This window comes from Pseudomonas sp. F8002 (genome assembly GCF_013385495.1).
Taxonomy (GTDB): domain Bacteria; phylum Pseudomonadota; class Gammaproteobacteria; order Pseudomonadales; family Pseudomonadaceae; genus Aquipseudomonas.
This window is the reverse complement of record NZ_JACAPW010000028.1, coordinates 15,311-40,319: the sequence shown is the minus strand read 5'-3', so window position 1 is coordinate 40,319 and position 25,009 is coordinate 15,311. Positions and strand designations below refer to the sequence as shown.

The 25,009-nt window shown below is 62.1% G+C and carries 20 protein-coding genes; 11 read left to right on the top strand and 9 right to left on the bottom strand.

Annotated elements, in window-relative coordinates; translation table 11 throughout:
- Nucleotides 1-226 precede the first annotated feature (226 nt).
- Nucleotides 227-436 carry a carbon storage regulator CsrA gene (csrA, locus tag HX811_RS20400; RefSeq protein WP_177047113.1) on the top strand — a complete coding sequence of 70 codons (210 nt, stop codon included), beginning with the start codon at nucleotides 227-229 and terminating at the stop codon, nucleotides 434-436.
- A gap of 3 nt (nucleotides 437-439) precedes the next feature.
- Here the strand turns inward: csrA and HX811_RS20395 are convergent, their stop codons facing one another.
- The 5 genes from HX811_RS20395 to mnmC form a co-directional block, all read right to left on the bottom strand.
- Nucleotides 440-667 (bottom strand): YheU family protein, encoded by a 228-nt coding sequence (locus tag HX811_RS20395; protein WP_003192759.1) that lies wholly within the window; start codon nucleotides 665-667, stop codon nucleotides 440-442.
- Nucleotides 668-726: 59 nt separating this feature from the next.
- On the bottom strand, nucleotides 727-1,911 hold the full coding sequence (locus tag HX811_RS20390; protein ID WP_003216760.1) for an osmoprotectant NAGGN system M42 family peptidase: 1,185 nt from the start codon (nucleotides 1,909-1,911) through the stop codon (nucleotides 727-729).
- Between the two features lie 133 nt (nucleotides 1,912-2,044).
- Nucleotides 2,045-3,790 (bottom strand): N-acetylglutaminylglutamine synthetase, encoded by a 1,746-nt coding sequence (gene ngg, locus HX811_RS20385; protein WP_177047111.1) that lies wholly within the window; start codon nucleotides 3,788-3,790, stop codon nucleotides 2,045-2,047.
- A gap of 3 nt (nucleotides 3,791-3,793) precedes the next feature.
- Nucleotides 3,794-5,566, bottom strand: coding sequence for an N-acetylglutaminylglutamine amidotransferase (locus HX811_RS20380; protein ID WP_003216754.1), 1,773 nt, complete (start codon nucleotides 5,564-5,566; stop codon nucleotides 3,794-3,796).
- A gap of 154 nt (nucleotides 5,567-5,720) precedes the next feature.
- Nucleotides 5,721-7,709 carry a bifunctional tRNA (5-methylaminomethyl-2-thiouridine)(34)-methyltransferase MnmD/FAD-dependent 5-carboxymethylaminomethyl-2-thiouridine(34) oxidoreductase MnmC gene (mnmC, locus tag HX811_RS20375; RefSeq protein ID WP_177047109.1) on the bottom strand — a complete coding sequence of 663 codons (1,989 nt, stop codon included), beginning with the start codon at nucleotides 7,707-7,709 and terminating at the stop codon, nucleotides 5,721-5,723.
- Nucleotides 7,710-7,850: 141 nt separating this feature from the next.
- Between mnmC and pap the strand changes: the two genes are divergently transcribed.
- From pap to HX811_RS20360, 3 genes are all read left to right on the top strand, one after another.
- Nucleotides 7,851-9,368 (top strand): polyphosphate:AMP phosphotransferase, encoded by a 1,518-nt coding sequence (gene pap / locus HX811_RS20370; protein ID WP_177009485.1) that lies wholly within the window; start codon nucleotides 7,851-7,853, stop codon nucleotides 9,366-9,368.
- 102 nt (nucleotides 9,369-9,470) lie between these two features.
- Entirely contained in the window at nucleotides 9,471-10,655 is a 1,185-nt protein-coding gene (locus tag HX811_RS20365; RefSeq protein ID WP_177047106.1) for a thiolase family protein, read from the top strand.
- A gap of 172 nt (nucleotides 10,656-10,827) precedes the next feature.
- Nucleotides 10,828-11,784, top strand: coding sequence for a DMT family transporter (locus HX811_RS20360; protein ID WP_177047104.1), 957 nt, complete (start codon nucleotides 10,828-10,830; stop codon nucleotides 11,782-11,784).
- Here HX811_RS20360 and HX811_RS20355 read toward each other — a convergent pair.
- Nucleotides 11,781-13,169 carry a class II fumarate hydratase gene (locus HX811_RS20355; RefSeq protein WP_003216744.1) on the bottom strand — a complete coding sequence of 463 codons (1,389 nt, stop codon included), beginning with the start codon at nucleotides 13,167-13,169 and terminating at the stop codon, nucleotides 11,781-11,783. The genes HX811_RS20360 and HX811_RS20355 overlap by 4 nt on opposite strands.
- 193 nt (nucleotides 13,170-13,362) lie before the next feature.
- Here HX811_RS20355 and HX811_RS20350 point away from each other — a divergent pair, with 193 nt between their 5' ends.
- The 7 genes from HX811_RS20350 (at nucleotide 13,363) to HX811_RS20320 (ending at nucleotide 21,231) form a co-directional block, all read left to right on the top strand.
- Nucleotides 13,363-13,881, top strand: a complete 519-nt coding sequence (locus HX811_RS20350; protein WP_003216742.1) for a DUF2059 domain-containing protein — start codon at nucleotides 13,363-13,365, stop codon at nucleotides 13,879-13,881.
- Between the two features lie 6 nt (nucleotides 13,882-13,887).
- Nucleotides 13,888-14,181 carry a BolA family transcriptional regulator gene (locus HX811_RS20345; protein ID WP_003216739.1) on the top strand — a complete coding sequence of 98 codons (294 nt, stop codon included), beginning with the start codon at nucleotides 13,888-13,890 and terminating at the stop codon, nucleotides 14,179-14,181.
- A 274-nt stretch (nucleotides 14,182-14,455) separates the two neighbouring features.
- A complete protein-coding gene (locus tag HX811_RS20340; protein ID WP_003216738.1) occupies nucleotides 14,456-15,400 on the top strand; it encodes a rhodanese-related sulfurtransferase in 945 nt (314 codons plus the stop codon).
- A 3-nt stretch (nucleotides 15,401-15,403) separates the two neighbouring features.
- Nucleotides 15,404-16,039 (top strand): DsbA family protein, encoded by a 636-nt coding sequence (locus HX811_RS20335; protein WP_008433236.1) that lies wholly within the window; start codon nucleotides 15,404-15,406, stop codon nucleotides 16,037-16,039.
- Nucleotides 16,032-17,852, top strand: coding sequence for an ABC transporter ATP-binding protein (locus HX811_RS20330; protein WP_177047103.1), 1,821 nt, complete (start codon nucleotides 16,032-16,034; stop codon nucleotides 17,850-17,852). Before HX811_RS20335 ends, HX811_RS20330 begins: the two co-directional genes overlap by 8 nt.
- A gap of 75 nt (nucleotides 17,853-17,927) precedes the next feature.
- The gene (locus HX811_RS20325; protein WP_008433239.1) at nucleotides 17,928-20,390 is read left to right on the top strand and encodes an EAL domain-containing protein; all 2,463 of its coding nucleotides are present in this window, start codon (nucleotides 17,928-17,930) and stop codon (nucleotides 20,388-20,390) included.
- 79 nt (nucleotides 20,391-20,469) lie between these two features.
- On the top strand, nucleotides 20,470-21,231 hold the full coding sequence (locus HX811_RS20320) for a TenA family transcriptional regulator (protein WP_218166164.1): 762 nt from the start codon (nucleotides 20,470-20,472) through the stop codon (nucleotides 21,229-21,231).
- Nucleotides 21,232-21,252: 21 nt separating this feature from the next.
- On the opposite strand, the gene HX811_RS20315 is transcribed toward HX811_RS20320, so the two are convergent.
- The 3 genes from HX811_RS20315 to HX811_RS20305 form a co-directional block, all read right to left on the bottom strand.
- The gene (locus tag HX811_RS20315) at nucleotides 21,253-22,179 is read right to left on the bottom strand and encodes a GGDEF domain-containing protein (protein WP_003216729.1); all 927 of its coding nucleotides are present in this window, start codon (nucleotides 22,177-22,179) and stop codon (nucleotides 21,253-21,255) included.
- Nucleotides 22,180-22,348: 169 nt separating this feature from the next.
- Complete coding sequence (locus HX811_RS20310; RefSeq protein WP_177047101.1) at nucleotides 22,349-23,623, bottom strand: MFS transporter; 1,275 nt, start codon at nucleotides 23,621-23,623, stop codon at nucleotides 22,349-22,351.
- A 182-nt stretch (nucleotides 23,624-23,805) separates the two neighbouring features.
- Complete coding sequence (locus HX811_RS20305; RefSeq protein ID WP_177047099.1) at nucleotides 23,806-24,960, bottom strand: acyl-CoA dehydrogenase family protein; 1,155 nt, start codon at nucleotides 24,958-24,960, stop codon at nucleotides 23,806-23,808.
- Nucleotides 24,961-25,009 lie beyond the last annotated feature (49 nt).

Genomic DNA, 25,009 nt, shown 5'->3' with positions numbered 1-25,009 from the left:
TCGCCACAGCAAGCTCCTCGCCACAACAAGCTCTCTAGCCACAGAGAGTGCCTGCAAATTTGAACATATCGTTTGGTTCTTGGGTGTAATTCGAGATTATTCACTGCCTGTCTGTAGGGTAATTTACCCTGATGTGTAAGGCATGCCTGTTTAACCTGAAGGCCATTGATGGTGCCAGGCAGGGAGCGCATGGTCGGGGTTCGGTAACTTAAAAAGGACGAACCCCATGCTGGTATTAAGCCGCGCGGTAGGTGAAATAATTTCGGTGGGTGACCAGATCACCTTGCGCATTCTGGAAGTGAACGGCACCCAAGTGAAGCTGGGTGTGGAAGCGCCGGTGGGGGTCAATGTGCACCGGGCGGAGGTCTATCAGAAGATCCTCAGTCGCCACGGGCAGCAGACCAACACCCATCCAGTGCCTGTGCCCAATCCTTGAGTCTCAGTCGAACAGGTGCTTGGGCACATCGTGCTTGAGCATCAACTGGCACTGCTCGCTCTCGGGGTCGAAAACAATCAGCGCCTGGCCCTTGGTCAGCGCCTGGCGTACCCGCAGCACCCGGGTTTCCAGAGGTGTGTCGTCACCATTGTCGGTGCCGTCGCGGGTCACGAAGTCTTCGATGAGGCGTGTCAGGGTGTCGACTTCAAGTGCATCGTAGGGAATCAGCATACAAGCCTCGGCTAGGGAATCCCGGCGATGCTACTGCGCCGGGATCCGAGTTGCCAGTCTCAGGTTTTTTGGCCCACCAGGCTGTCCACCGACGGCACGCGGGTATCACTCTCCATTTGTGTGTCGTGTTCGATCTGGTGACTGAACCGGTCGAGGGAGCCCTTGGCCGGCTGTGCATCGCTGGCGAACACCGGCGGGCTGAGGATGTACGCGCCCAGCAGGCGACTCAGCGCGGCGAGGCTGTCGATGTGCGTGCGCTCATAGCCATGGGTAGCATCGCAACCAAACGCCAGCAGTGCGGTACGAATGTCGTGGCCGGCGGTCACCGCCGAATGCGCGTCGCTGAAGTAGTAGCGAAACAGGTCGCGACGCACCGGTAGCTCATTTTCCGCCGCCAGGCGCAGCAGGTGGCGGGACAGGTGATAGTCATACGGCCCGCCGGAATCCTGCATCGCCACACTCACCGCGTGCTCGCTGGAGTGCTGCTCGTGGGCCACCGGCGCAATGTCGATGCCGACGAACTCACTCACATCCCACGGCAATGCCGCCGCCGCACCACTGCCGGTTTCTTCGGTGATGGTGAACAGCGGATGGCAGTCGATCAGCAGCGGCTGGCCGCTGTCGACAATCGCCTTGAGCGCCGCCAGCAGCGCGGCAACCCCGGCTTTATCGTCCAGGTGGCGGGCGCTGATATGCCCGCTCTCGGTGAATTCCGGCAGCGGGTCGAAGGCGACGAAATCGCCGACGCTGATACCCAGGGAGTCACAGTCGGCGCGGGTGGCGCAGTAGGCATCCAGGCGCAGTTCGATGTGGTCCCAACTGATGGGCATTTCATCCACGGCCGTATTGAACGCGTGACCGGAGGCCATCAACGGCAACACGCTGCCACGGATCACGCCGTTATCGGTGAACAGGCTGACGCGGCTGCCTTCGGCAAAACGGCTGGACCAGCAGCCGACCGGCGCGAGGGTCAGGCGGCCATTGTCCTTGATCGCCCGCACGGCGGCGCCGATGGTGTCCAGGTGCGCGGAAACGGCGCGATCGGGGCTGTTTTTCTGGCCCTTGAGGGTGGCGCGGATGGTGCCGCGCCGGGTCATTTCAAAGGGAATGCCCAGTTCCTCAAGGCGCTCGGCAACGTAGCGCACGATGGTGTCGGTAAACCCGGTGGGGCTGGGAATGGCGAGCATTTCCAGCAGCACTTTTTGCAGGTAAGCGAGATCCGGTTCGGGGATGGTTCGGGTCATAAAGACTCCTGATGAGTTGAGGATGATCGTTCCCACGCTCTGCGTGGGAATGCCTCATGGGACGCTCTGCGTCCGCTCTTGTGACGCGGAGCGTCACGGGCTGCGTTCCCACGCAGAGCGTGGGAACGATCATTCACGCCGTCGGTTGGCTATGCGGGAACAACAGGTCCACGAACTTTTCAGCCGTCGGCTGCGGTTCATGGTTGGCCAGTCCGGCCCGTTCGTTGGCTTCGATAAACACGTAGTCCGGTTGGTCGGCGGCCGGCACCATCAGGTCCAGGCCCACCATGGGAATGTCGAGGGCACGGGCGGCGCGCACGGCGGCGTCCACCAGGGTCGGGTGGAGGATGGCGGTGACGTCTTCCAGGCAACCGCCGGTGTGCAGGTTGGCGGTACGCCGCACCGCCAGGCGTTCGCCACGGGGCAGGATGCTGTTGTAGTCGTAGCCGGCTGCCTGCAGGGTGCGTTGGGTTTCATGGTCCAGGGGGATTTTGCTTTCGCCATCGGTGGCGGCCTGGCGTCGGCGGCTCTGGGCTTCGATCAACGCGCCAATGGAATGCTGGCCATCGCCGGTGACTTCCGCCGGGCGGCGAATGGCGGCGGCAACCACTTCAAAGCCGATCACCAGAATGCGCAGGTCGAGGCCTTCGTGAAAGCTTTCCAGCAGTACACGGGTGTCGAATTGGCGGGCCGCCTCAATGGCTTTTTGCACGTCTTCAATGGTCTGCAAATCCACCGCCACACCCTGGCCTTGTTCGCCATCCAGCGGCTTGACCACAATACGCTGGTGCTCGTCGAGAAACTCCAGGTTGTCGTCGGCACTGCCGGCCAACTGCTGCTCCGGCAGCTTCAAGCCTGCAGCCTTGAGTGCCTTGTGGGTCAGGCTTTTGTCCTGGCACAAAGTCATGCTGATGGCGCTGGTCAGGTCGCTGAGGGATTCGCGGCAGCGCACCCGGCGGCCACCGTGGCTCAGGGTGAACAAGCCGGCATCGGCATCGTCCACTTGCACGTCGATCCCGCGCCGATGGGCTTCCTCGACGATGATCCGCGCATAGGGATTGAACTCCGCCTGCGGGCCAGGGCCGAGGAACAGCGGCTGGTTGATGCCGTTCTTGCGCTTGATGGCGAAGGTGGTCAGCGCGCGAAAGCCAAGCTTGGCGTAGAGACTTTTCGCCTGGCGGTTGTCGTGCAGTACCGACAGGTCGAGGTAGCTCAGGCCACGGCTCATGAAGTGTTCGATCAAGTGGCGCACCAGCACTTCACCCACCCCGGGGCGGGTACATTGCGGGTCGACCGCCAGGCACCAGAGGCTGCAGCCGTTCTCCGGATCGTGAAAGGCCTTCTGGTGGTTCAGGCCCATCACGCTGCCGATCACCGCGCCGCTGTCTTCGTCCTCGGCCAGCCAATACACCGGGCCGCCTTGATGGCGTGGCGTCAGCAGCGCCGGGTCCACCGGCAACATGCCGCGCCCCTGGTACAGCTGGTTCACCGCCTGCCAGTCCGCCTCGGTTTGTACCCGGCGAATCCGGAACCCGCGAAATACCCGGGTTGCCGGGCGATAGTCGGTGAACCACAGGCGCAGGGTATCGGACGGGTCGAGAAACAACTGCTGGGGATCAATCCCGAGGATCTGCTGTGGCGCCGCCACATACAGCGCGATATCCCGCTCGCCGGGCTGCTCGTTGAGCAACTCCAGGGCCAGGCTCGCCGGGTCCGGGAAGGTGTGGCCGATCAACAGCCGGCCCCAACCGCAATGCACGGCAATCGGCGTGGGGTCCAGTGCGCTGCCGTCTTCGGCTAAGCGGGCTTGCAGGCGCTCGTAGGAGGGCGCCTGGCCTCGCAGCAAGCGTTGGCTGTAAGCCGTGGCATGAGGTTTCATGAATCAGATTCCTTGTTCGCTGAGCCACAGGTTCAGCGCCGCCAGTTGCCACAGCTTGGAGCCGCGCAACGGGGTCAGTTGGCCTTGGGGATCGGTGAGCAGGCGGTCGAGCATGGCCGGGTTGAACAGGCCGCGGTCCTGGCTTGGGTCCAGCAGCAGCTCACGCACCCAGTTCAAGGTGTCACCCTGCAAATGCTTGAGGCCGGGCACCGGGAAGTAGCCTTTCTTGCGGTCGATGACCTCGCTCGGGATCACCCGGCGCGCCGCTTCCTTGAGCACTTGCTTGCCGCCGTCCGGCAATTTGAATTTGCCCGGCACGCGGGCCGACAGTTCTACCAGGCGATAGTCGAGAAACGGCGTGCGCGCTTCCAGGCCCCAGGCCATGGTCATGTTGTCGACGCGCTTGACCGGGTCATCCACCAGCATCACGGTGCTGTCCAGGCGCAGGGCTTTGTCCACCGCCGCATCGGCGCCGGGCTGGGCGAAATGCTCGCGCACGAAGTCACCGGCGGCGTCATTCGCGGTCAACCATTTCGGCGCGACGGTAGCGGCGTAGTCGTCGTAGCTGCGGTCGAAAAATGCGTCGCGGTAGGCCGCGTACGGGTCGCTTGCGCCATCCACCTGCGGGTACCAGTGGTAACCGGCGAACAGTTCATCGGCGCCCTGGCCGCTTTGCACCACCTTGCAATGCTTGGCCACTTCCCGGGACAGCAGGTAGAAGGCAATGCAGTCATGGCTGACCATCGGCTCGCTCATGGCACGGAACGCCGCCGGCAATTGCTCGATGATTTCGCTTTCGGCGATACGCAGTTGGTGGTGACGGGTGCCGTAATGCTTGGCGATCAAGTCCGAATACTGGAACTCGTCGCCGCGCTCGCCGCCCGCGTCTTCAAAGCCGATGGAGAAGGTCGACAGGTCCTGCACGCCGACTTCCCGCAACAGGCCCACCAGCATGCTGGAATCGACACCGCCGGAAAGCAGCACGCCCACATCCACCGCCGCCCGCTGACGAATCGCCACGGCTTCGCGGGTGCTGTCGAGCACGCGGTCGGTCCAGTCTTCCAGGGTCAGGTTGGCTTCATCGGCGTGGGGGCCGTAGGGCAGGGTCCACCAGGTTTTCTGTTCAGTCTTGCCATCGGCGTCGATGCGCATCCAGGAGGCGGGCGGCAGCTTTTCAATGCCCGCCAGCAGGGTGCGCGGCGCCGGCACCACGGCGTGGAAGTTCAGGTAGTGATTGAGGGCCACCGGATCGAGGATCGGGTTGATATCGCCACCCTTTAGCAGCGCCGGCAAGGCCGAGGCAAAACGCAGGCGCTGGCCGGTGCGCGACAGGTACAGCGGCTTCACGCCGAGGCGGTCACGGGCGATAAACAGGCGCTGGGCATCGCGCTCCCAGATGGCGAAGGCGAACATCCCGTTGAGCTTGGGCAACAAGGCTTCGCCCCAGGCGTGGTAGCCCTTGAGCAGCACTTCGGTGTCACCACCGGAATAGAAGGCGTAGCCCAGGGCTTCCAGCTCTTCACGCAATTCCGGGAAGTTATAGATCGCGCCGTTGAACGCCAGGGACAGGCCCAGTTGGGCGTCGACCATCGGTTGGGCGGAGCCATCCGACAGGTCCATGATTTTCAGGCGTCGATGGCCCAGGGCAATCGGCCCCTGGGCATGAAAGCCCCACGCGTCAGGACCGCGTGGCGCCAAGTGATGGGTGATTCGTTCCACCGCTGCCAGGTCGGCAGGTTGGTGATCGAAACGTAACTCTCCAGCTAATCCGCACATAAATTCCTTACCGGTTTTTCCGTTGGGGAGGGATAGAAATGCAGCCCGCCAAAACGGCGGGTACCCAGAGACTGACCCGGGTACATTGTGGGAGTTTTAGAACAATACGTTATAAGGCAAAGAGCCTTGACGGGTTGCGAGCCCGCCATGGCCCTCAGGATTTGCCTGGGTTACCGCGGATCAGGGCACGCAGCGCGAACCGATTGGGGTGACAGGCTTCGCTGACACTGCGCGGCAGCGGCAGCGGCTCATCGTCGAGCCAGGCGGCCAGCAGCTCTGCACAGAGTGGCGCGGTGACCAGCCCCCGTGAGCCATGGCCACTGTTGATATACACGCCGTGCAACCACGGGCACGGCGCATCAGGGACCTGCCGGGCGTCTTTGCCGAGGGCGGCGTAGGTGTGATCAAACGCCTCTCGCTGCGCCAGCGGTCCGACGATCGGCAGGTAGTCCGGGCTGGTGCAACGGAAGGCGGCGCGGCCTTCGAGCTGTTCGGGTGCAAGGCTGTCGGCGCCCAGGCGTTGCAGCAAATCGAGGGAGATTTCCCGCAGCATCTCCAGATTGCCCACGTGCTCGGCCACCGTGGGCGTAAGGTCATCGCTCTTGAAGTCGAAACTGGCACCGAGGGTGTGCTCGCCCAGGCGTGGCGGGGCGACGTAGCCCTCGGCGCACACCACTGTGGCCAACGCCTGGCTTTGCGCCGTTTGCGGCAGGCGGGTGATTTGCCCGCGGATGCGCTTGAGGGGCAAGTCAGCGCTGAAGGAAAACCGCTTGATCTCGGCGGCGCCGGCCAGCACGACCACACTGGCTTGAGCCAGAACCGTATCGCCCTGCAACGCCTGCCACTGACCGTCGACCTGCTTGAGCTCAAGGGCGTCGTGGTGCTGGAGCACTTCGATCAGCGGGTGCCTGGCTTGCCATTCGCACAGCGCCGGCGGGTGAACCCAGCCGCCCTCGGGGAAGAACAGGCCGCCGTGCTCCAGCGTTATCCCGGCGCGCACCTGTGCCTGCTCTTTATCCAGCAGGTGCAACAGGTCCGGGGCAAAAGCGCCGGCCAGTTGTGCCTGGCGCTCGGCTTCCTTGGCGTTGAAGGCCAGTTGCAGCACGCCGCAGCCATCCCAGTCCACGCCACGTTGCAGGTGTTCCAGCAGGCGCCGCGTGTGGCCGAAACCGCTGAGAATCAACTGCGAAAGTGCCGTGCCATGCGCGGAAAGCTTGAGGTACAACACCCCTTGCGGGTTGCCGGAGGCTTCCTGTGCGAGCGCCGCGTGGCGTTCCAGCAAACTGACGCGCCAGCCGCGTGCCGCCAGGCTGGCCGCCGTGGCGCAACCGGCCAGGCCACCACCGATGACCAGTGCATGGCGTTCACCGGAAACGGCAGGCGGGCGCGCAAACCAGGGTTTTGCCGCGGCAGGCGCAGGCGTTTCAGCGGGCCAGCCGAGAAACTCACCCCGCAGGATTTCCCACTTGTGGCCGATGCCGGGGGTGCGCTTCATCTTGAACCCGGCGGCGTTGATCAACCGCCGTACCCAGCCGGTGCTGGTAAAGGTGCTGATGGTCGAGCCCGGCGCCGCCAGCCGCGCCAGTTCGGCGAACAGCTCGGCAGTCCACATGTCGGGGTTCTTGGCCGGGGCGAAACCGTCGAGGAACCAGGCGTCGACCTGTGCGTCCAGTTGCGGCAATTGCTCCAGGGCGTCGCCGATCAGCAACGTCAGGGTGACTCGACCGTTATCCAGTACCAGCCGCTGGAAGCCTTGGTGAATCGCGATGTATTGCGCCAGCAGTTGCTCGGCGAACGGTGCCAGTTCCGGCCAGAGGGCGAGGGCCCGCTGCAGGTCGGCGTGGCTCAGCGGGTACTTTTCCACGCTGACAAAATGCAGGCGTGCGCCCGCCACCGCGTGTTGATCAAACAACTGCCAGGCGCACAAAAAATTCAGGCCGGTGCCGAAGCCGGTCTCACCGATCACCAAGCGCCCACCCACCGGCAGCGCCGCAAAACGTTCCTGCAGACGGTTCTGTTCGAGGAATACGTAGCGGGTTTCTTCAAGGCCCGACTTGTCGGAGAAGTACACGTCATCGAAGACCCGCGAGTGCGGGCGACCTTGGTCATCCCAGTCAAGCTGGGCGTGGGATACGGGGTTCATGAGCGGCTCGGCAAAGGCAAGGCGGCCATTCTAGCTGATCAACAGGGTTGTCATTGATCCATGGCAAGCCGCTGCGGAATTTCCTGCCACGTGTTGTTGCCCAATCCGCTAGTCTTGATCACTTCTGGAACGGAGCCGCCCATGTTCGAATCTGCCGAAATCGGTCACGCCATCGACAAAGACACCTACGACGCCGAAGTGCCGGCCCTGCGTGAAGCCTTGCTGGAAGTGCAGTACGAACTGCAACAGCAGAAGCGCTTCCCGGTGATCATCCTGATCAATGGCATCGAAGGTGCGGGCAAGGGTGAAACCGTCAAATTGCTGAATGAATGGATGGACCCGCGCCTGATCGAGGTGCGCACCTTCGACCAGCAGACCGACGAAGAACTGGCCCGCCCACCGGCCTGGCGCTACTGGCGCCAGCTTCCGGCGAAAGGCCGCATGGGGATCTTTTTTGGTAACTGGTACAGCCAGATGCTGCAGAGTCGCGTCCATGGCGAGATCAAGGACGCGCGGCTGGACCAGGCCATCGCCGGGGCCGAGCGCCTGGAAAAGATGCTGTGTGATGAAGGTGCGCTGATCTTCAAGTTCTGGTTCCACCTCTCCAAGAAGCAAATGAAATCCCGGCTCAAAGCCTTGCAGGACGACCCGCTGCACAGCTGGCGCATCAGCCCGCTGGACTGGCAGCAGTCCAAGACCTACGACAAGTTTGTGCATTTTGGTGAGCGGATCCTGCGCCGCACCAGCCGTGACTATGCGCCTTGGTATGTGATCGAGGGTGTCGATGCGCACTACCGCGGGCTGACCGTCGGCAAGATCCTGCTCGAAGGCCTGCAAAACGCCTTGAAAGTGCCCAAGGGTAAAGCCAGCGGCATGAACCCGGCGCCGCTGCCATCGGCGGTTGACCAGATGAGCCTGCTGAACAGCCTGGACATGAGCCTGAGCCTTGAAAAGGACGATTACGAAGAACAACTGATTACCGAGCAGGCACGGTTCTCCGGGCTGATGCGCGACAAGCGCATGCGCAAGCACGCGTTGGTGACGGTGTTTGAAGGCAACGACGCGGCGGGCAAGGGTGGGGCCATCCGGCGTGTGGCGGCAGCCCTCGATCCCCGGCAGTACCACATCGTGCCGATTGCCGCGCCCAGTGAAGACGAGCGCGCCCAGCCTTACCTGTGGCGTTTCTGGCAGAAGATTCCGGCGCGGGGCATGTTCACCGTGTTCGACCGCTCCTGGTATGGCCGGGTGCTGGTGGAACGCATCGAAGGCTTCTGCACGCCGACGGACTGGATGCGCGCCTACGGCGAGATCAACGACTTCGAAGAGCAACTGCGCGACGCCGGGGTGATCGTGGTCAAGTTCTGGCTGGCGATCGACAAGCAGACGCAGCTGGAGCGGTTCCAGGCCCGCGAGGAAATCCCGTTCAAACGCTTCAAGATCACCGAGGACGACTGGCGTAACCGCGAGAAGTGGGACGACTACCGGGCGGCGGTGGGTGACATGGTGGACCGCACCAGCACCGAGATTGCGCCGTGGACGCTGGTTGAAGCCAACGACAAGCGCTGGGCGCGGGTGAAGGTACTGCGCACCATCAACCGGGCGCTGGAGGAGGCGTTCGACAAGACCGACAAGCATGACAAGAAGGACAAGAAGAAGTAGCGCCATGCTTTTGCATACGCGGGGTGAATGATTGTCGCGGTTGAAGAGGGCGGGATCTATGCTCGATCCATCTCTCAACAACCACAACAATTGAGGTAGCCCATGCGTGAAGTAGTGATCGTCGACAGCGTGCGAACCGGCCTGGCCAAGTCCTTTCGCGGCAAGTTCAACCAGACCCGTCCCGATGACATGGCTGCCCATTGCGTGAACGCGTTGCTGACCCGCAATGGCATCGACCCGGCCACGGTCGAGGACTGCATCGTCGGCGCCGGTTCCAACGAAGGTGCCCAGGGCTACAACATCGGCCGCAATGTGGCGGTGTTGTCGCAACTGGGTACCGGTACGGCGGGCATGACCCTCAACCGTTTCTGTTCCTCGGGGTTGCAGGCGATTGCGATCGCCGCCAACCAGATTGCTTCCGGTTGCAGCGAGATCATCGTGGCCGGTGGGGTCGAGTCCATCAGCCTGACCATGAAGAGCGTCAACACCGATAACCTGATCAATCCGTTGCTCAAGGAGCAGGTGCCAGGCATTTACTTTCCCATGGGGCAGACGGCGGAAATCGTTGCGCGGCGGTATCACGTCAGTCGTGAAGAGCAGGATCTGTATGCGCTGCAAAGCCAGCAGCGTACGGCTCAGGCCCAGGCTGACGGGTTGTTCGATGATGAAATCGTGCCGATGGCGGTGAAGTACAAGGTTGAGGACAAGAACACTGGCGCGGTGCAGGTGTTGGAGGGGGTGGTGGATCGGGATGATTGCAATCGTCCGGATACGACGTTGGCCAGTCTTGCGGGATTGAAGCCGGTGTTTGCGGAGGATGGGTCGGTGACGGCGGGGAATTCCTCGCAGTTGTCTGATGGGGCTTCCATGACACTGGTGATGAGCCTGGAAAAAGCGCTGGAACTGGGGCTTAAGCCCAAGGCGTTTTTTCGCGGATTTACGGTGGCGGGGTGTGAGCCGGATGAGATGGGGATCGGGCCGGTGTTTTCGGTGCCCAGGTTGCTCAAGGCCCGTGGGCTGGCGGTGGCGGATATTGATTTGTGGGAGCTGAATGAGGCGTTTGCCTCGCAGTGCCTTTATGCGCGTAATCGGCTGGAAATTGATAACGCCAAGTACAACGTCAACGGTGGGTCGATTTCCATCGGGCATCCGTTTGGGATGACGGGGTCGCGGCAGGTGGGGCATCTGGTGCGTGAGTTGCAGCGGCGCAAGTTGCGTTACGGCATTGTCACTATGTGCGTGGGCGGCGGCATGGGGGCCACCGGCTTGTTCGAAGCCGTACGCTGACTCAGTGTGGGAGCGGGATTGCTCGCGAATGCGGCAGGGCAGTCGATGAAAATGTTGGCTGATAGACCGCCTTCGCGAGCAAGCCCGCTCCCACATTTGATCAGCACCGTATCCCAATCCGTTCACATCCCCCTAGAATGCACCTCCTCCACCTCAGGCATTCGGGGCACTCATGCACATCTCATCGGGCCGTTGGGTCTACGGTTTATCCCTGGCCCTGCTGACCGCGCTGCTCTGGGGCATTCTGCCGATCAAACTCAAACAGGTCTTGCAGGTGATGGACCCCGTCACCGTCACCTGGTTTCGCCTGGTCGTCTCCGGCAGTTGTCTGTTTATCTATCTCGCCGCCGTAAGGCGCCTGCCCAGCTGGCGTTCCCTCGGACCAAAAGGCGGCTGGCTGGTAGCAATCGCCGTGTGCGGCCTGATGGGCAACTATGTGCTCTACCTGGTCGGCCTCAAACTGCTGAGCCCCGGCACCGCGCAACTGGTGGTACAGGTGGGCCCGATCTTCCTGATGATCGCCAGCGTCTTCGTGTTCAAGGAACGCTTCAGCCTCGGGCAGGGCATGGGCCTGCTGGTGCTGATCATCGGCTTCGGCCTGTTCTTCAACCAGCGCCTGACCGAGTTGTTGACCTCCCTGGGCACCTACACCGCCGGGGTGCTGACGATTCTCCTGGCCACCACCATCTGGACCTTCTACGCCCTGGGCCAGAAGCAGTTGCTGACGGTATGGAATTCGTTGCAGGTGATGATGGTGATCTACCTGTCCTGCGCGCTCTTGCTGACGCCATGGGCGCACCCGATGGAAGCGCTGCAACTGAGCCCGCTGCAAGGCTGGCTGCTGCTGGCCTGCTGTTTCAATACGCTGATTGCCTACGGCGCATTCGCCGAAGCCCTGGCCCACTGGGAAGCCTCGCGCGTCAGCGCCACTCTGGCGCTGACGCCATTGGTGACCTTCGTCGCGGTGGCGCTGGCTGCCTGGATGTGGCCCGAGTATGTGCACGCCGAAGACATCAATGCCCTCGGCTACGGCGGGGCCGTGTTGGTGGTGCTGGGGTCCGCGACCGTGGCGTTGGCGCCGTCGCTGTTCGCCGGGCTCAGGGCCCGGCGTGCACGATTGGCGTCTTAATGACCGGCTTCCAGCATGTTTTCCGGACGCACCCACTGGTCGAACTCTTCGTCCGTGAGATAGCCCAGCTTCAGCGCCGCTTCCCGTAGGGTCAGCCCTTCGGCATAGGCCTTCTTGGCAATCTCGGCGGACTTGTCGTAGCCGATGTGCGGGTTCAGCGCAGTCACCAGCATCAGGCCACGCTCAAGGTGCGCGGCCATTTGCTCGGCGTCGGGTTCCAGGCCGGCGATGCAGTGCTCCTGGAAGTTGCTGCAACCGTCGGCCAGCAGGCGGATCGATTCCAGCAGGTTGTGGATGATCACCGGCTTGTACACGTTCAACTGCAAGTGGCCCTGGCTGGCGGCGAAGCCAATGGTCACGTCATTGCCCAGCACCTGGCAGGCCAGCATCGACAGCGCTTCGCACTGGGTCGGGTTGACCTTGCCGGGCATGATCGAGCTGCCCGGTTCATTCGCCGGCAACTTGACTTCCGCCAGCCCGGCACGCGGGCCGGAGCCCAGCAGGCGCAGGTCGTTGGCGATTTTCATCAGGGCCACGGCCAGGGTCTTCAAGGCGCCGTGCAGGGTGGTCAACGGCTCATGGCCCGACAGCGCGGCGAATTTGTTCGGTGCGGTGACAAACGGCAGGCCCGACAGCGCGGCCAATTCCGAGGCAATCGCCTCGCCAAAACCGTGGGGTGAATTGAGCCCGGTGCCGACGGCAGTACCACCCTGGGCAAGTTCACACACGGCGGGCAGGGCGCTGCGGATCGCGCGTTCGGCGTAGTCGAGTTGCGCTATAAAGGCCGAGACTTCCTGGCCGAAGGTGATGGGCGTCGCATCCATCATGTGGGTGCGGCCGGTTTTCACCAGCTTCATGTGGCGCGCCGACAACTCTGCCAAACCACCAGACAGTTCACGGATCGCCGGCAACAGCTTCTCGGTGACGGCCTGCACGGCGGCGATGCTCATGGCGGTGGGGAAGCAGTCGTTGGAGCTCTGGGAACGGTTGACGTGGTCGTTGGGATGCACCGGGCTCTTGCCGCCACGGGGCTTGCCCGCCAGCTCGTTGGCACGGCCGGCGATCACTTCGTTGGCGTTCATGTTGCTCTGGGTGCCGCTGCCGGTCTGCCACACCACCAGGGGAAACTGGTCGTCGTGTTCGCCGGCGAGCACCTCGTCAGCGGCCTGTTCGATCAGCCGGGCAATGTCGGCGGGCAGGTCGCCATTGCGGTCGTTGACCCGGGCCGCAGCCTTCTTGATCAGGGCCAGGGCGTGCAACACAGCCAGGGGCATGCGCTGGTCGCCGATGGCGAAGTTCACCAGCGAGCGTTGGGTCTGCGCGCCCCAGTAAGCGTCATCCGGGACTTGCACTTCTCCCAGGCTGTCGGTTTCGATACGGCTCATCGGGCACACTCCTTCAGGTTCGTTTGCGCAGTTTAGGCCCTGATCGCCCGGTGGGGTTCCCTTAAAAGACTTTTCATCGGATTAAGCCCCGCAAAACCAGGCCCCACAAGGCGTGGGGTTGAGCCGCGGCGTTTTTTAGGCGCAGAATGGGCGCCCTTGGGGTCTTACCTCGCCTGCTAGAAAAGGAAACTCGATGACTCGTCTTCGTGCCATCTGTACCGCGGTTGCTCTGGTATGTGCCAGCGGCCAGGTTTTTGCCGATACCGCCAGCCACAACGCCAGTGCCGAAGCCTTCCTTACCCTGGCCCATGCCGACAAGCTGGGTACCCCGGTGTACATGCAAGTGCAACAAATGTTCGCCCAGCGTTTCGAGCAGACCAAGGCGCCTGCTTCCAAGCAAACCGTCCTGGACACCTACCAGGCCAAGGCCAACACCGCCCTGGACCAGGCCATCGGCTGGAACAAGCTCAAGCCGGACATGATCAAGCTCTACACCGACAACTTCAGCGAATCCGAGCTCAAGGACCTGGTTGCGTTCTACCAGTCGCCACTGGGCAAGAAAGTCCTGGAGAAAATGCCCCAGCTGACCCAGCAATCGGCCCAGATGACCCAGGCCAAGCTGGAAAGCGCGGTACCTGTGGTGAACAAGCTGCTGGAAGACATGACCAACGAGCTGACGCCAAAAGCCCCGGCCCCGGCCAAGAAGAAGTAAACAGGAATGACCATGCAACAGCGTATCGAATCGGCACTCGTCGCCCTGAGCCCGGAACACTTGAGCGTGCTGGATGAAAGCCATATGCACAGCCGTGGGTTGCAGACCCACTTCAAGGCCGTGCTGGTCAGCCAGCAGTTCGAGGGCCTCAACCGCGTCAAGCGCCACCAGAAGGTCTATGCCACGTTGGGTGACCTGATGAGCGAATTCCATGCGTTGGCGCTGCATACCTACACGCCTGAAGAATGGGCGAAAATCGACGCAGCCCCGGCCTCGCCGACCTGCGCCGGCGGTCACTGACACTGTGGCACATCAGCTTGATGTGGCGAGGGAGCTTGCTCCCGCTGGGCTGCGCAGCAGCCCTTCTGCCAATCACCGCGATCTTTCTGAAAGGTTGCAACTGCCTGGTTGGGGCCGCTCCGCAGCCCAGCGGGAGCAAGCTCCCTCGCCACAGTAAGAGGCGGTCCATAATCGTCGCCATTTTTGTTAGAATCCGCAACGCGCCGCTCAGTCGGCGCGTTTTTTTTGCATCCGGTTCACCCTTTACGAGGGTAGCCACCTGGAGAGAACACCCATGACTCAACCGATTGTCGTGGCGGCACTGTATAAGTTCGTCACCCTCGAAGATTACGTCGCCCTGCGCGAGCCACTGCTGCAGGCGATGGTCGACAACGGCATCAAAGGCACCTTGCTGATTGCCGAAGAAGGCATCAACGGCACCGTTTCCGGCAGCCGCGAAGGCATTGATGGCTTGATGGCCTGGCTCAAGAACGACCCGCGCATGGACGACATCGACCACAAAGAGTCGTACTGCGACGAGCAGCCGTTCTACCGCACCAAGGTCAAGCTCAAGAAAGAGATCGTGACCCTGGGCGTCGAAGGCGTCGACCCGAACAAGAAAGTCGGCACCTACGTCGAGCCGCAGGACTGGAATGCGCTGATCAGCGACCCTGAAGTGCTGCTGATCGATACCCGCAACGACTACGAAGTGTCCATCGGCACCTTTGAAGGCGCGATCGACCCGAAGACCACCAGCTTCCGCGAATTTCCCGACTACATCAAAGCCAACTTCGACCCGGCCAAACACAAGAAAGTCGCCATGTTCTGCACCGGCGGCATTCGTTGCGAAAAGGCCTCGAGCTATATGCTCAGCGAGGGTTTCGACGAGGTGTATCACCTCAAGGGCGGCATCCTGAAGTACCTCGAAGAGGTGCCGCAGGAAGAAACCAAGTGGCAGGGCGACTGCTTTGTGTTCGACAATCGCGTGACCGTGCGCCACGACTTGAGCGAAGGCGACTACGATCAATGTCATGCCTGCCGCACACCGGTCAGCGTCGAGGACCGTGCATCCGAACACTATGTAGCTGGCATCAGTTGCCCGCATTGCTGGGATAAGCTTTCAGAGAAGACCCGTCGCAGCGCGATCGACCGGCAAAAGCAGATTGAACTGGCCAAGGCCCGCAATATGCCGCACCCGATTGGCTACAACTACAAGCAATCCCCATCCTCCGAGGCCTGAGCCATGTCCGCACGCCTGCTCTATGTAATGGATCCGATGTGCTCCTGGTGCTGGGGTTTCGCCCCGGTGGCCAAGGCGCTGGTTGAGCAGGCCCAGGCCGCAGGCGTGGAGCTGCACCTGGTGGTGGGCGGCTTGCGCACCGGCAGTGGCGCGGCGCTGGAGCCGACGACCCGGCGCTATATTCTTGAGCATTGGCAGGCCGTGACCGACGCCACCGGCCAGCCGTTCAAGCGTGAAGGTGCACTGCCTGATGGTTTTGTCTACGACACCGAGCCGGCTTGCCGCGCCGTGGTCACTGCCCGCAGCCTGGCGCCGGATTGCGCCTGGAAACTGCTGGGCCTGATCCAGCAGGCGTTCTACGTCGAAGGGCGCGACGTGACCCGCGCCGACGTATTGGTGGAACTGGCCGAGACCGCCGGCGTGCCGCGTATCGAGTTCGCCGAAGCTTTCGACCGCGCCGACCAGCACGCGGCCACCGCGGCGGATTTCACCTGGGTCCAGGACCTGGGCATCGCCGGTTTCCCGACCTTGCTGGCGGAGCGTAATGGGCAACTGGCGCTGCTGACCAACGGCTATCAGCCGCTGTCCGAATTGGCGCCGCTGCTGAGCCGCTGGCTGGAGCGAGCTGCCTGTGCATGATCAGCCCGATCCCGTTGAGCAACCCAAGCGTGTCGACCGGCTGACCTGGGCGGAAGTCCGCCGCCTGGCGCTGCATCACAAGAAATCCCTGTGGATCGCCAATGGCGTCGCCGTGCTGGCGACCTTGTGCAGCGTGCCGATTCCATTGCTGCTGCCGTTGCTGGTGGACGAAGTGCTGCTGGGCCATGGCGATGCGGCACTGAAGGTGATGAACCACGCATTGCCCCTGGGTTGGCAGAAGGCCGCCGGCTATATCGGCCTGATGCTGCTGGTGACCTTGCTGCTGCGTTGCGGCGCCCTGGTGTTCAACGTGCTGCAGGCGCGGTTGTTTGCGCGACTGGCCAAGGACATCGTCTATCGCATTCGCGTGCGGCTGATCGAGCGCCTCAAGCGCATTTCCCTCAGCGAATACGAAAGCCTGGGCAGCGGCACGGTGACTACGCACCTGGTCACCGACCTGGACACGGTGGACAAATTCGTCGGTGAAACCCTCAGCCGGTTCCTGGTGGCGATGCTCACCCTGGTAGGCACCTCCGGGATCCTGATGTGGATGCACTGGAAGCTGGCGCTGTTGATCCTGCTGTTCAACCCGCTGGTGATCTACGCCACGGTGCAGTTGGGCAAGCGGGTCAAGCACCTGAAGAAGCTGGAAAACGACAGCACATCGCGGTTCACCCAGGCGCTGACCGAAACCCTCGATGCGATCCAGGAAGTGCGTGCCGGCAATCGCCAGGGCTTTTTCCTCGGTCGCCTGGGCCAGCGGGCTCAGGAAGTGCGGGATTTTGCGGTCAATTCCCAGTGGAAAAGCGACGCCTCCAGCCGCGCCAGTGGCTTGCTGTTCCAGTTCGGTATCGACATCTTCCGTGCGGCGGCGATGCTGACGGTGCTGTTTTCCGACCTGTCCATCGGCCAGATGCTCGCGGTGTTCAGTTACCTGTGGTTCATGATCAGCCCGGTGGAACAGTTGCTGAACCTGCAATACGCCTACTACGCGGCGGGCGGGGCGCTGACGCGGATCAACGAACTGCTGGCCCGCGCCGATGAACCGCAATACGCGGGCGGTGCCGATCCGTTTACCGGACGCGAGACCGTCGGCATCGAAGTGCGCGGCCTGAATTTCGGCTACGGCGAGGAACTGGTGCTGGACCAGTTGAACCTGAACATCGCCCCGGGTGAAAAAGTCGCGATTGTCGGCGCCAGCGGCGGCGGCAAAAGTACCCTGGTGCAACTGTTGCTGGGGCTGTATACGCCGCAGGCCGGCAGCATTCGCTTCGGTGGTTCGACCCAGCAGGAAATCGGCCTGGAGACGATTCGCGAGAATGTCTCCGTGGTGCTGCAGCACCCGGCACTGTTCAATGATACGGTGCGCGCCAACCTGACCATGGGCCGCGAGCGCAGCGACCAGGCCTGTTGGCAGGCGCTGGAAATTGCCCAGCTGGATACGACCGTCAAGGCGCTGCCGCTGGGCCTGGACAGCGTGGTCGGACGCTCCGGCGTGCGCTTTTCCGGCGGGCAGCGTCAACGCCTGGCCATTGCACGGATGGTGCTGGCGGAGCCGAAAGTGGTAATACTCGACGAAGCCACCTCGGCCCTGGATGCGGCAACCGAATACAACCTGCACCAGGCGCTGGCGCGGTTTCTCAGTGGCCGTACCACCTTGATCATCGCCCACAGGCTGTCGGCGGTGAAACAGGCGGATCGGGTATTGGTGTTCGATGGCGGCCATATTGCCGAAGATGGCGACCATCAGCAGTTGATTGCTGATGGTGGCTTGTACGCCAAACTTTACGGACACTTGCAACAAGTGCGGTGATTTAGCCTACGCTGAGCTATCAGGAGCGGTTTTCACTCGCGTGCGTATTTTAGTTGTGCATGTGCAAGGGACCTCATGAAGCAAAAGCAGACTCTCGGAACCCCTCGGTTATTGGGCATTGTGTGGCCTTTTATCGCCGTCGTGCTGTTCCAGGCATTGTTAGGCTGCGTCAGTCTCTACGTACTCTCGGCGGTGCGCGGTTATGTGGCGGGCGAAAGCCTGTGGTCCAAGGGCCAGAAAGACGCGATCTTTTACCTGACGCTCTACGCCGACAGCCGCGACGAAGCCACCTACCTCAAATACCAGAACGCGATTGCCGTACCCCAGGGCGGGCATGAGCTGCGGCTGGCCCTGGACCGCCCGACGCCGGACCTGCCTGCCGCGCGCCAGGGCATCCTCAAGGGCGGTAACCACCCTGACGACGTTTCCAGCCTGATCTGGCTGTACCTCAACTTCCGCCATTTCAGTTACCTGGAAAAAGCCATCGAACTGTGGACGGTGGGCGATGGCTACCTTGTGCAACTGGACGACCTGGCCCAGGAGATGCACCGAGCGATCATGGCCAATCAGGTCAGCGGCAGCGACGTACACCGCTGGAAGCAGCGGATCTTCGCGATCAACGACGGGGTGACGCCGGCCGCGAAAGCCTTCAGCGATGCCCTGGGTGAAGGCTCGCGGATGATCCTGCGCCTGCTGCTGGTGACCAACCTGGCCACGGCACTCGGCTTGATCGTGCTGGCGCTGTTGCGTACCCACAAGCTGCTGGCCCAGCGGCATGCGTTTGCCGACGCGCTCCAGTTGGAGAAGGAGCGGGCGCAGATCACCCTGGAGTCGATTGGCGACGGAGTGATCACCACCGATGTCGACGGCGCCATTGCGTATATGAACCCGGCCGCCGAAGCCCTGACCCATTGGAAAGCCGCCCAGGCCCAAGGGCTGCCGCTGGCGGCGCTGTTCAACCTGCTGGACGAAAATGCCCAGGCCGACGGCTTTACCCTGATCGAACACATATTGGGCGGCCAACTCGGTGGGGGCAGCGAGCACTCCAAGCTGATCCAGCGCCTGGACGGCACCACCGTGTCCGTCACCCTGGTGGGCGCGCCGATCCGCAGTGCCGGCAAAGTCGTCGGCGCGGTGCTGGTGTTGCACGACATGACACAGGAACGCCAGTACATCGCCAACCTGTCCTGGCAGGCCACCCACGACGCCTTGACCGGCCTGGCCAACCGCCGCGAGTTCGAGTTCCGCCTGGAGCAGGTGCTGCACAACGTCGGGCGCCAGCAAACCGGGCGCCATGCCTTGATGTTCCTCGACCTGGACCAGTTCAAGCTGGTCAACGACACCTGCGGGCATGCCGCGGGGGATGAACTGTTGCGGCATATCTGCGCGCTCTTGCAGTCCGACCTGCGTGAAGGTGACACCCTGGCCCGGCTGGGGGGCGACGAGTTCGGCATCCTGCTGGAGAACTGCCCGGCGCCGGTGGCGGAAAAAATCGCCGAAAGCCTGCGCCACACCGTGCAGAGCCTGCACTTTGTGTGGAAGGGCAGGCCGTTTGTCACCACCGTGAGTATTGGCCTGGTGCACATCACGCACGCCCCGACCACCCTGGAGACTTCCCTGCGAGCCGCCGACATGGCGTGCTACATGGCCAAGGAAAAGGGCCGCAACCGGGTGCAGGTGTATCACGCCGATGACTCGGAATTGTCCCTGCGCTTTGGCGAGATGGCCTGGGTGCAACGCCTGCACATGGCGCTGGAAGAGAACCGTTTTTGCCTGTACGCCCAGGAAATCGCGCCCCTTGGGCACACCGAACAGGGGGATGGGCATATCGAAATCCTGCTGCGCCTGCATGACGAGGCGGGGCGGATCATCCTGCCGGACAGTTTTATCCCGGCCGCCGAGCGTTACGGCTTAATGACCTCCCTGGACCGTTGGGTGGTGGAGAACGTGTTCAAGATCATCGCGGGCTGCATGCGTGAGCGCCCGGGCCGGCCCATGGCCATGTGTGCGATCAATCTGTCAGGCACTACCATCGGCGATGAGGACTTTCTTGGGTTCCTGCGTGAGCAATTCATTGCCTATGGCATTCCACCGGAAATGATTTGTTTTGAAATTACAGAAACCAGCGCTATAGCGAATTTGGGTAGTGCGATTCGTTTTATCAACGAGCTCAAAGAGTTAGGGTGCCATTTCTCCCTGGATGACTTCTGCGCCGGGATGTCCTCGTTCGCATATCTTAAACATTTACCTGTAGACTTCTTGAAGATCGATGGAAGTTTCGTAAAGGATATGCTGGACGACCCGATTAACCGCGCTATGGTCGAAGTGATCAATCACATCGGTCATGTCATGGGTAAGCGCACAATTGCCGAATTTGTCGAGACACCCCAGATCGAACAAGCCTTGCTTGAGATCGGGGTCGACTACGCTCAGGGATACCTGATCGAGCGACCGCAGTTGTTTACCTTTGATAGTTTGCAGTGTCGACCTGTGCGACCGCAGCCCCTGTTATTCAAGGCGCCTGGCACGTTCCGATGAAACATTTGCTGGTCTGTACATATCACAAATCAAAAGGAGCCCGACAGTGATCGACACATTCAACAGAACCGGCCCGCTTATGGAAGCCTCAAGTTACCCCGCCTGGGCGCAACAGCTGATCCAGGACTGTAGCGAGAGCAAGCGTCGCGTTGTCGAACACGAACTGTACCAGCGCATGCGCGATAACAAGCTCAGCGCCAAGACCATGCGCCACTACCTGATCGGTGGCTGGCCGGTGGTTGAACAGTTTGCGTTGTACATGGCACAGAACCTCACCAAGACCAAATTTGCCCGCCATCCTGGGGAGGACATGGCGCGCCGCTGGCTGATGCGCAATATTCGCGTGGAACTCAACCACGCCGATTATTGGGTGCATTGGGCCCGCGCCCACGGTGTCAGCCTGGAAGAATTGCAGGCACAGGAAGTGCCGCCGGAGCTGCATGCACTGAGCCACTGGTGCTGGCACACCAGCTCGGCCGATTCGCTGATTGTCGCGATTGCCGCCACCAACTACGCCATCGAGGGGGCCACTGGGGAGTGGTCCGCTGTGGTGTGTTCCACCGGCGTCTATGCTGCGGCTTTCCCTGAGGAAGACCGCAAGCGCGCGATGAAGTGGCTGAAGATGCATGCCCAGTACGATGACGCACATCCCTGGGAAGCCCTGGAAATCATCTGCACCCTGGCCGGCATGAACCCGACCAAGGAACTGCAGGTAGAGCTGCGCCAGGCGGTCTGCAAGAGCTACGACTACATGTACCTGTTCCTGGAACGTTGCATGCAGCTGGAAAAGTCGGTGGCCGCCCCCCGCAAACAACCGGCCCTGGTTGCCAGCGAGGCGTAAACGGGGTGATGGCGGGGTAAATTACCCCGCCATTGCCAGCCGATTGCGGCCTTCACGCTTGGCCACATACAAGGCACTGTCCGCCCGGCGCAACAGGCTCTCGGCGGACTCTCCCGCCAGCAAGGTCGAGCAGCCCAGGCTCACCGTCAATTCGATCCGCTCATCATCCGCCCAATAATCCTGGGCCTGTGCCGCCTGACGCAGGCGCTCGCCGACCATCGATGCCGCGTCCCGGCCGGTGTTGGACAGCAGGATCAGAAACTCTTCCCCGCCAAACCGGAACACCATGTCCACATTGCGCAGCTGGCTCTTGATCGAGGCGGCGACGGCCTTGAGCACCTTGTCGCCCGTGGCATGGCCGTGGCTGTCGTTGATGTGCTTGAAGTGGTCGATGTCCAGCATCAGCAAGGACAGGGGTTGCAGGTGCCGGCGAGCCATGTCGATTTCCCGTTGCAGGGTCTGGTCCATGGCGATGCGGTTACCGGTTTCGGTCAGTGGGTCGCGCAGGGCACTGCGAGTCGCCGCACGGTAGAGCAGGGCATTGCGCATCGGGTAGAGCAAGGTGGCCAGCAGCGATTCCAGGTTGGCCAGTTCGTCTTCGAGAAAGCGTTGGTTGCGCCGAAACACCAGTTCGCCAAGGTGCTCGCCTTCATGGCTGAGGGCATAGCTCACCGAATGATGGCCGCGGTGACCGTACTCCAGGCGCAGGTCGCTGGCTTCGTGGCGGTATTGCAGGGCGTCCAGCGGCACCAGGCGTTGGATCTCGCGGAAGAACAACGCAAGGATATGCTCCGGCTCCAGGCTGGTTTGCAATTGCATGCCCAGTTGCTGGCGAAGTTGCTCAACCGTCGCGGGGCGTCGTGTAAGAAGGGAAGGCTGACCAAAGCCCAGGCGTTGCAATTTGGCGCTGTCGAAGTCAATTGCGTTGGTCTGGGTCGGTGTTTTCATAAGCGAATGAGCCTCTAAGCACAAAACTGTCTTACAGGCTGGGTGAGAGCGTCGTACTGTTCCTTCAGTTCCGTAGGACTGACGTACAGTCTAGCCCGGTTTGCCTAAGGGTATAACTGCCGCACGTCTTATAGCCGGGGCCGCGTCGCCGCGGGCCCCGGGTTAGGGCTTATTGTTTTTGCGGGTCGAACTGCTTGTCGCGGATAAACAGCGCTGGGATCACGCCGCAGATAAAGTACGCGCCGCCCATGACCAGGAATCCCACGCCAATCGAGCCATGGGACGCCAGGAAACCAATGGCTGCCGGTGCCACCGCCGCGCCGATTCGGCCAATGTTGTAGGCGCCGCCCACTGCCGAGCCGCGAAATTTCGCTTCGAAGCTTTCGGTCATGTAGGTCGCATTCACGCCGTAGGGGATGCCGTACAGGAAACCGAACACAATCAGCATCCACAGGATGTTGTCCGGGCTCTGGAACAGCACGATCACCGGCAGGAAAATCGCCGTGCCCAGCGCACCGACGGCGAACACCAGGCGCCGGCCCAGGCGGTCTGCCGCGAGCCCGGCGAGGACCTTGCCGAAAATCATCGCCGCGTAGGTGCCGACCATGTAGCTGGTCATCGACTTGAAGTTCATCCCCAGCTCGCCTTCCAGGTACGACGGCATCCAGTTGTTCACGCCGTAGTAGCCGAACTGCAGGAAGCCTGCGGTCAGTGCCCAGAGGATAAACATGCGGCTGGCTTTCGGGTCGCTGAAGATCAGCTTGAACATGCCGTCGGGTTTCTTCGCCGACACGCGCTTGATGCCTTCGGCCTTTTCCCGGGCACGTTCGGCCTGGGCCTTGATCCAGGCTTGCGGCTCCGGCACCAGGCGTTGCATCAGTACGGCGAGGATCACCGGGATGATCGCCACGTAGAACAACCAGCGCCAGCCGTGGTTCGGCAGGATCCAGCCGGCGAGCAGGGTGGCGACGATGTAGCCCACCGACCAACCGGCCTGCAGGGTGCCGAGCACGGTGGTGCGATAGCGGGTCGGCACGTATTCGGCCATCAGGGTGTTGCACGCGACATACAGCGCGCCGAGGCCCAGGGACGCGAAGAAACGGGTGCTCGCGAACTGCCAATAGCTGTGGGTCATGCCCAGGATCGCCGTGCCGGCGGAGAACAGCACGATGCTCCAGACCACGGTTTTCACCCGGCCAAAACGGTCACAGGCCCAACCGCCGTAAATCCCGCCGATGGCCATCCCGGCCAGGGTGAAGCTGCCCAGGCTGCCGGCTTCGACGCTGGTCAGGCCGAACTCGGCCTTGAGGCTGCTGAGGCTGTAGGACAGCAGCATCAAGTCGGCACCGTCGATCAGCAGGCCGAGGAAGCAGAAGATGAATACGATGATCCACAGTTTGTTTTGCGCGGGCGACAACGCACCCGTCGAAGCGGCGACTTCCATAGCGATACCTTGTTGTAGTTGTTAGGGCACAAGTTATGGGTGTTGCGGTAATGCGGTTGGAACACGGTCACTGTAGGAGCTGGCTTGCCTGCGATGGCATCGCCGCGGTGTTACTGCCAGACCGAGTTGTCTGCATCGCAGGCAAGCCAGCTCCCACATGGGTTTGGTGTTGTTCCCGGGGTTCAGTGCTTGGCCTCGCGAATCATGTTGCGGGCGATCACCAATTGCTGGATCTGCGTAGTGCCTTCATACAGGCGGAACAAGCGCACATCGCGATAGAACCGCTCGATGGCGTACTCGCTCACATACCCGGCACCGCCGTGAATCTGCACACAACGGTCGGCCACGCGGCCGCACATCTCCGTGGCGAACATTTTCGAGCAGGACGCTTCGGTGCCGATGTTCAGGCCTTCGTCACGCTTGCGCGCGGCGTCCACCACCATGCAGCGGGCGGCGTAGATCTCGGCCTTGCTGTCGGCGAGCATCGCCTGGATCAACTGGAACTCGGCGATCGGCTGGCCGAACTGCTTGCGCTCCAGGGCGTAGTTCAGGGCATCGTTGAGCATGCGCTCGGCGGCCCCGACGCTGACGGCGGCAATGTGCAGGCGGCCCTTGTCGAGCACCTTCATTGCGGTCTTGAACCCCACGCCTTCGACGCCACCGATCAGTTGGTCGGCCGGTACGCGCACGTTGTCGAAAATCACGTCGCAAGTGTGGGCGCCTTTCTGGCCCATCTTGTGGTCGCGCTTGCCCAGAGACAGGCCGGGGGTGTTGCGCTCGACAATGAATGCACTGATGCCGCCCGCGCCCTTGATGTCCGGGTTGGTACGGGCCATCACCGTGTAGATCCCGGAGTGGGGGGCGTTGGTGATAAAGCGCTTGGTGCCGTTGATGACATAGTGGTCACCGTCGCGCACCGCCGTGGTTTTCAGCGAGGCGGCGTCGGAGCCGGAGTCCGGCTCGGTCAGGCAGAACGAACTGAGCAGTTCACCGCTGGCGAGTTTTGGCAGGTAGTGCTGCTTCTGCGCCTCGGTGCCGTCCAGCAGGATGCCGATGGAGCCGATGCCGTTGTTGGTGCCGAAGTAGGAGCGGAATGCCGGCGAGGTGCGGCCCAGTTCAAAGGCCACGTTGACCTCTTCTTCCATGGTCAGCCCGAGGCCGCCGTAGGCTTCGGGCAGGGTCAGGCCAAACAGGCCCAGCTCGCGGAACTGGCTGACGATATCCGCCGGGACGTCATCGGTCTCGGCCAGTTCGTTTTCCCGGGGGATCAGCGCCTCGTTGACGAACTGCTGCAGGGTTTCCAGCAACAGATGAAGCGTTTCGGGGTCTCGGATCATGTGCATTCCTCAGCGGCCCGTTCGGCGGGCCTGTTGTCGTCAATCTGCC

Coding starts and splice junctions, on each gene's coding strand:
- csrA (WP_177047113.1), top strand. CDS start 227: ATGCTGGTATTAAGCCGCGCGGTAGGTGAAATAATTTCGGTGGGTGAC.
- ngg (WP_177047111.1), bottom strand. CDS start 3,790: ATGAAACCTCATGCCACGGCTTACAGCCAACGCTTGCTGCGAGGCCAG.
- HX811_RS20320 (WP_218166164.1), top strand. CDS start 20,470: ATGGAAGCCTCAAGTTACCCCGCCTGGGCGCAACAGCTGATCCAGGAC.
- HX811_RS20360 (WP_177047104.1), top strand. CDS start 10,828: ATGCACATCTCATCGGGCCGTTGGGTCTACGGTTTATCCCTGGCCCTG.
- mnmC (WP_177047109.1), bottom strand. CDS start 7,709: ATGAACCCCGTATCCCACGCCCAGCTTGACTGGGATGACCAAGGTCGC.
- HX811_RS20335 (WP_008433236.1), top strand. CDS start 15,404: ATGTCCGCACGCCTGCTCTATGTAATGGATCCGATGTGCTCCTGGTGC.
- HX811_RS20395 (WP_003192759.1), bottom strand. CDS start 667: ATGCTGATTCCCTACGATGCACTTGAAGTCGACACCCTGACACGCCTC.
- HX811_RS20315 (WP_003216729.1), bottom strand. CDS start 22,179: ATGAAAACACCGACCCAGACCAACGCAATTGACTTCGACAGCGCCAAA.
- HX811_RS20310 (WP_177047101.1), bottom strand. CDS start 23,623: ATGGAAGTCGCCGCTTCGACGGGTGCGTTGTCGCCCGCGCAAAACAAA.
- pap (WP_177009485.1), top strand. CDS start 7,851: ATGTTCGAATCTGCCGAAATCGGTCACGCCATCGACAAAGACACCTAC.
- HX811_RS20325 (WP_008433239.1), top strand. CDS start 17,928: ATGAAGCAAAAGCAGACTCTCGGAACCCCTCGGTTATTGGGCATTGTG.
- HX811_RS20350 (WP_003216742.1), top strand. CDS start 13,363: ATGACTCGTCTTCGTGCCATCTGTACCGCGGTTGCTCTGGTATGTGCC.
- HX811_RS20340 (WP_003216738.1), top strand. CDS start 14,456: ATGACTCAACCGATTGTCGTGGCGGCACTGTATAAGTTCGTCACCCTC.
- HX811_RS20390 (WP_003216760.1), bottom strand. CDS start 1,911: ATGACCCGAACCATCCCCGAACCGGATCTCGCTTACCTGCAAAAAGTG.
- HX811_RS20345 (WP_003216739.1), top strand. CDS start 13,888: ATGACCATGCAACAGCGTATCGAATCGGCACTCGTCGCCCTGAGCCCG.
- HX811_RS20380 (WP_003216754.1), bottom strand. CDS start 5,566: ATGTGCGGATTAGCTGGAGAGTTACGTTTCGATCACCAACCTGCCGAC.
- HX811_RS20365 (WP_177047106.1), top strand. CDS start 9,471: ATGCGTGAAGTAGTGATCGTCGACAGCGTGCGAACCGGCCTGGCCAAG.
- HX811_RS20355 (WP_003216744.1), bottom strand. CDS start 13,169: ATGAGCCGTATCGAAACCGACAGCCTGGGAGAAGTGCAAGTCCCGGAT.
- HX811_RS20305 (WP_177047099.1), bottom strand. CDS start 24,960: ATGATCCGAGACCCCGAAACGCTTCATCTGTTGCTGGAAACCCTGCAG.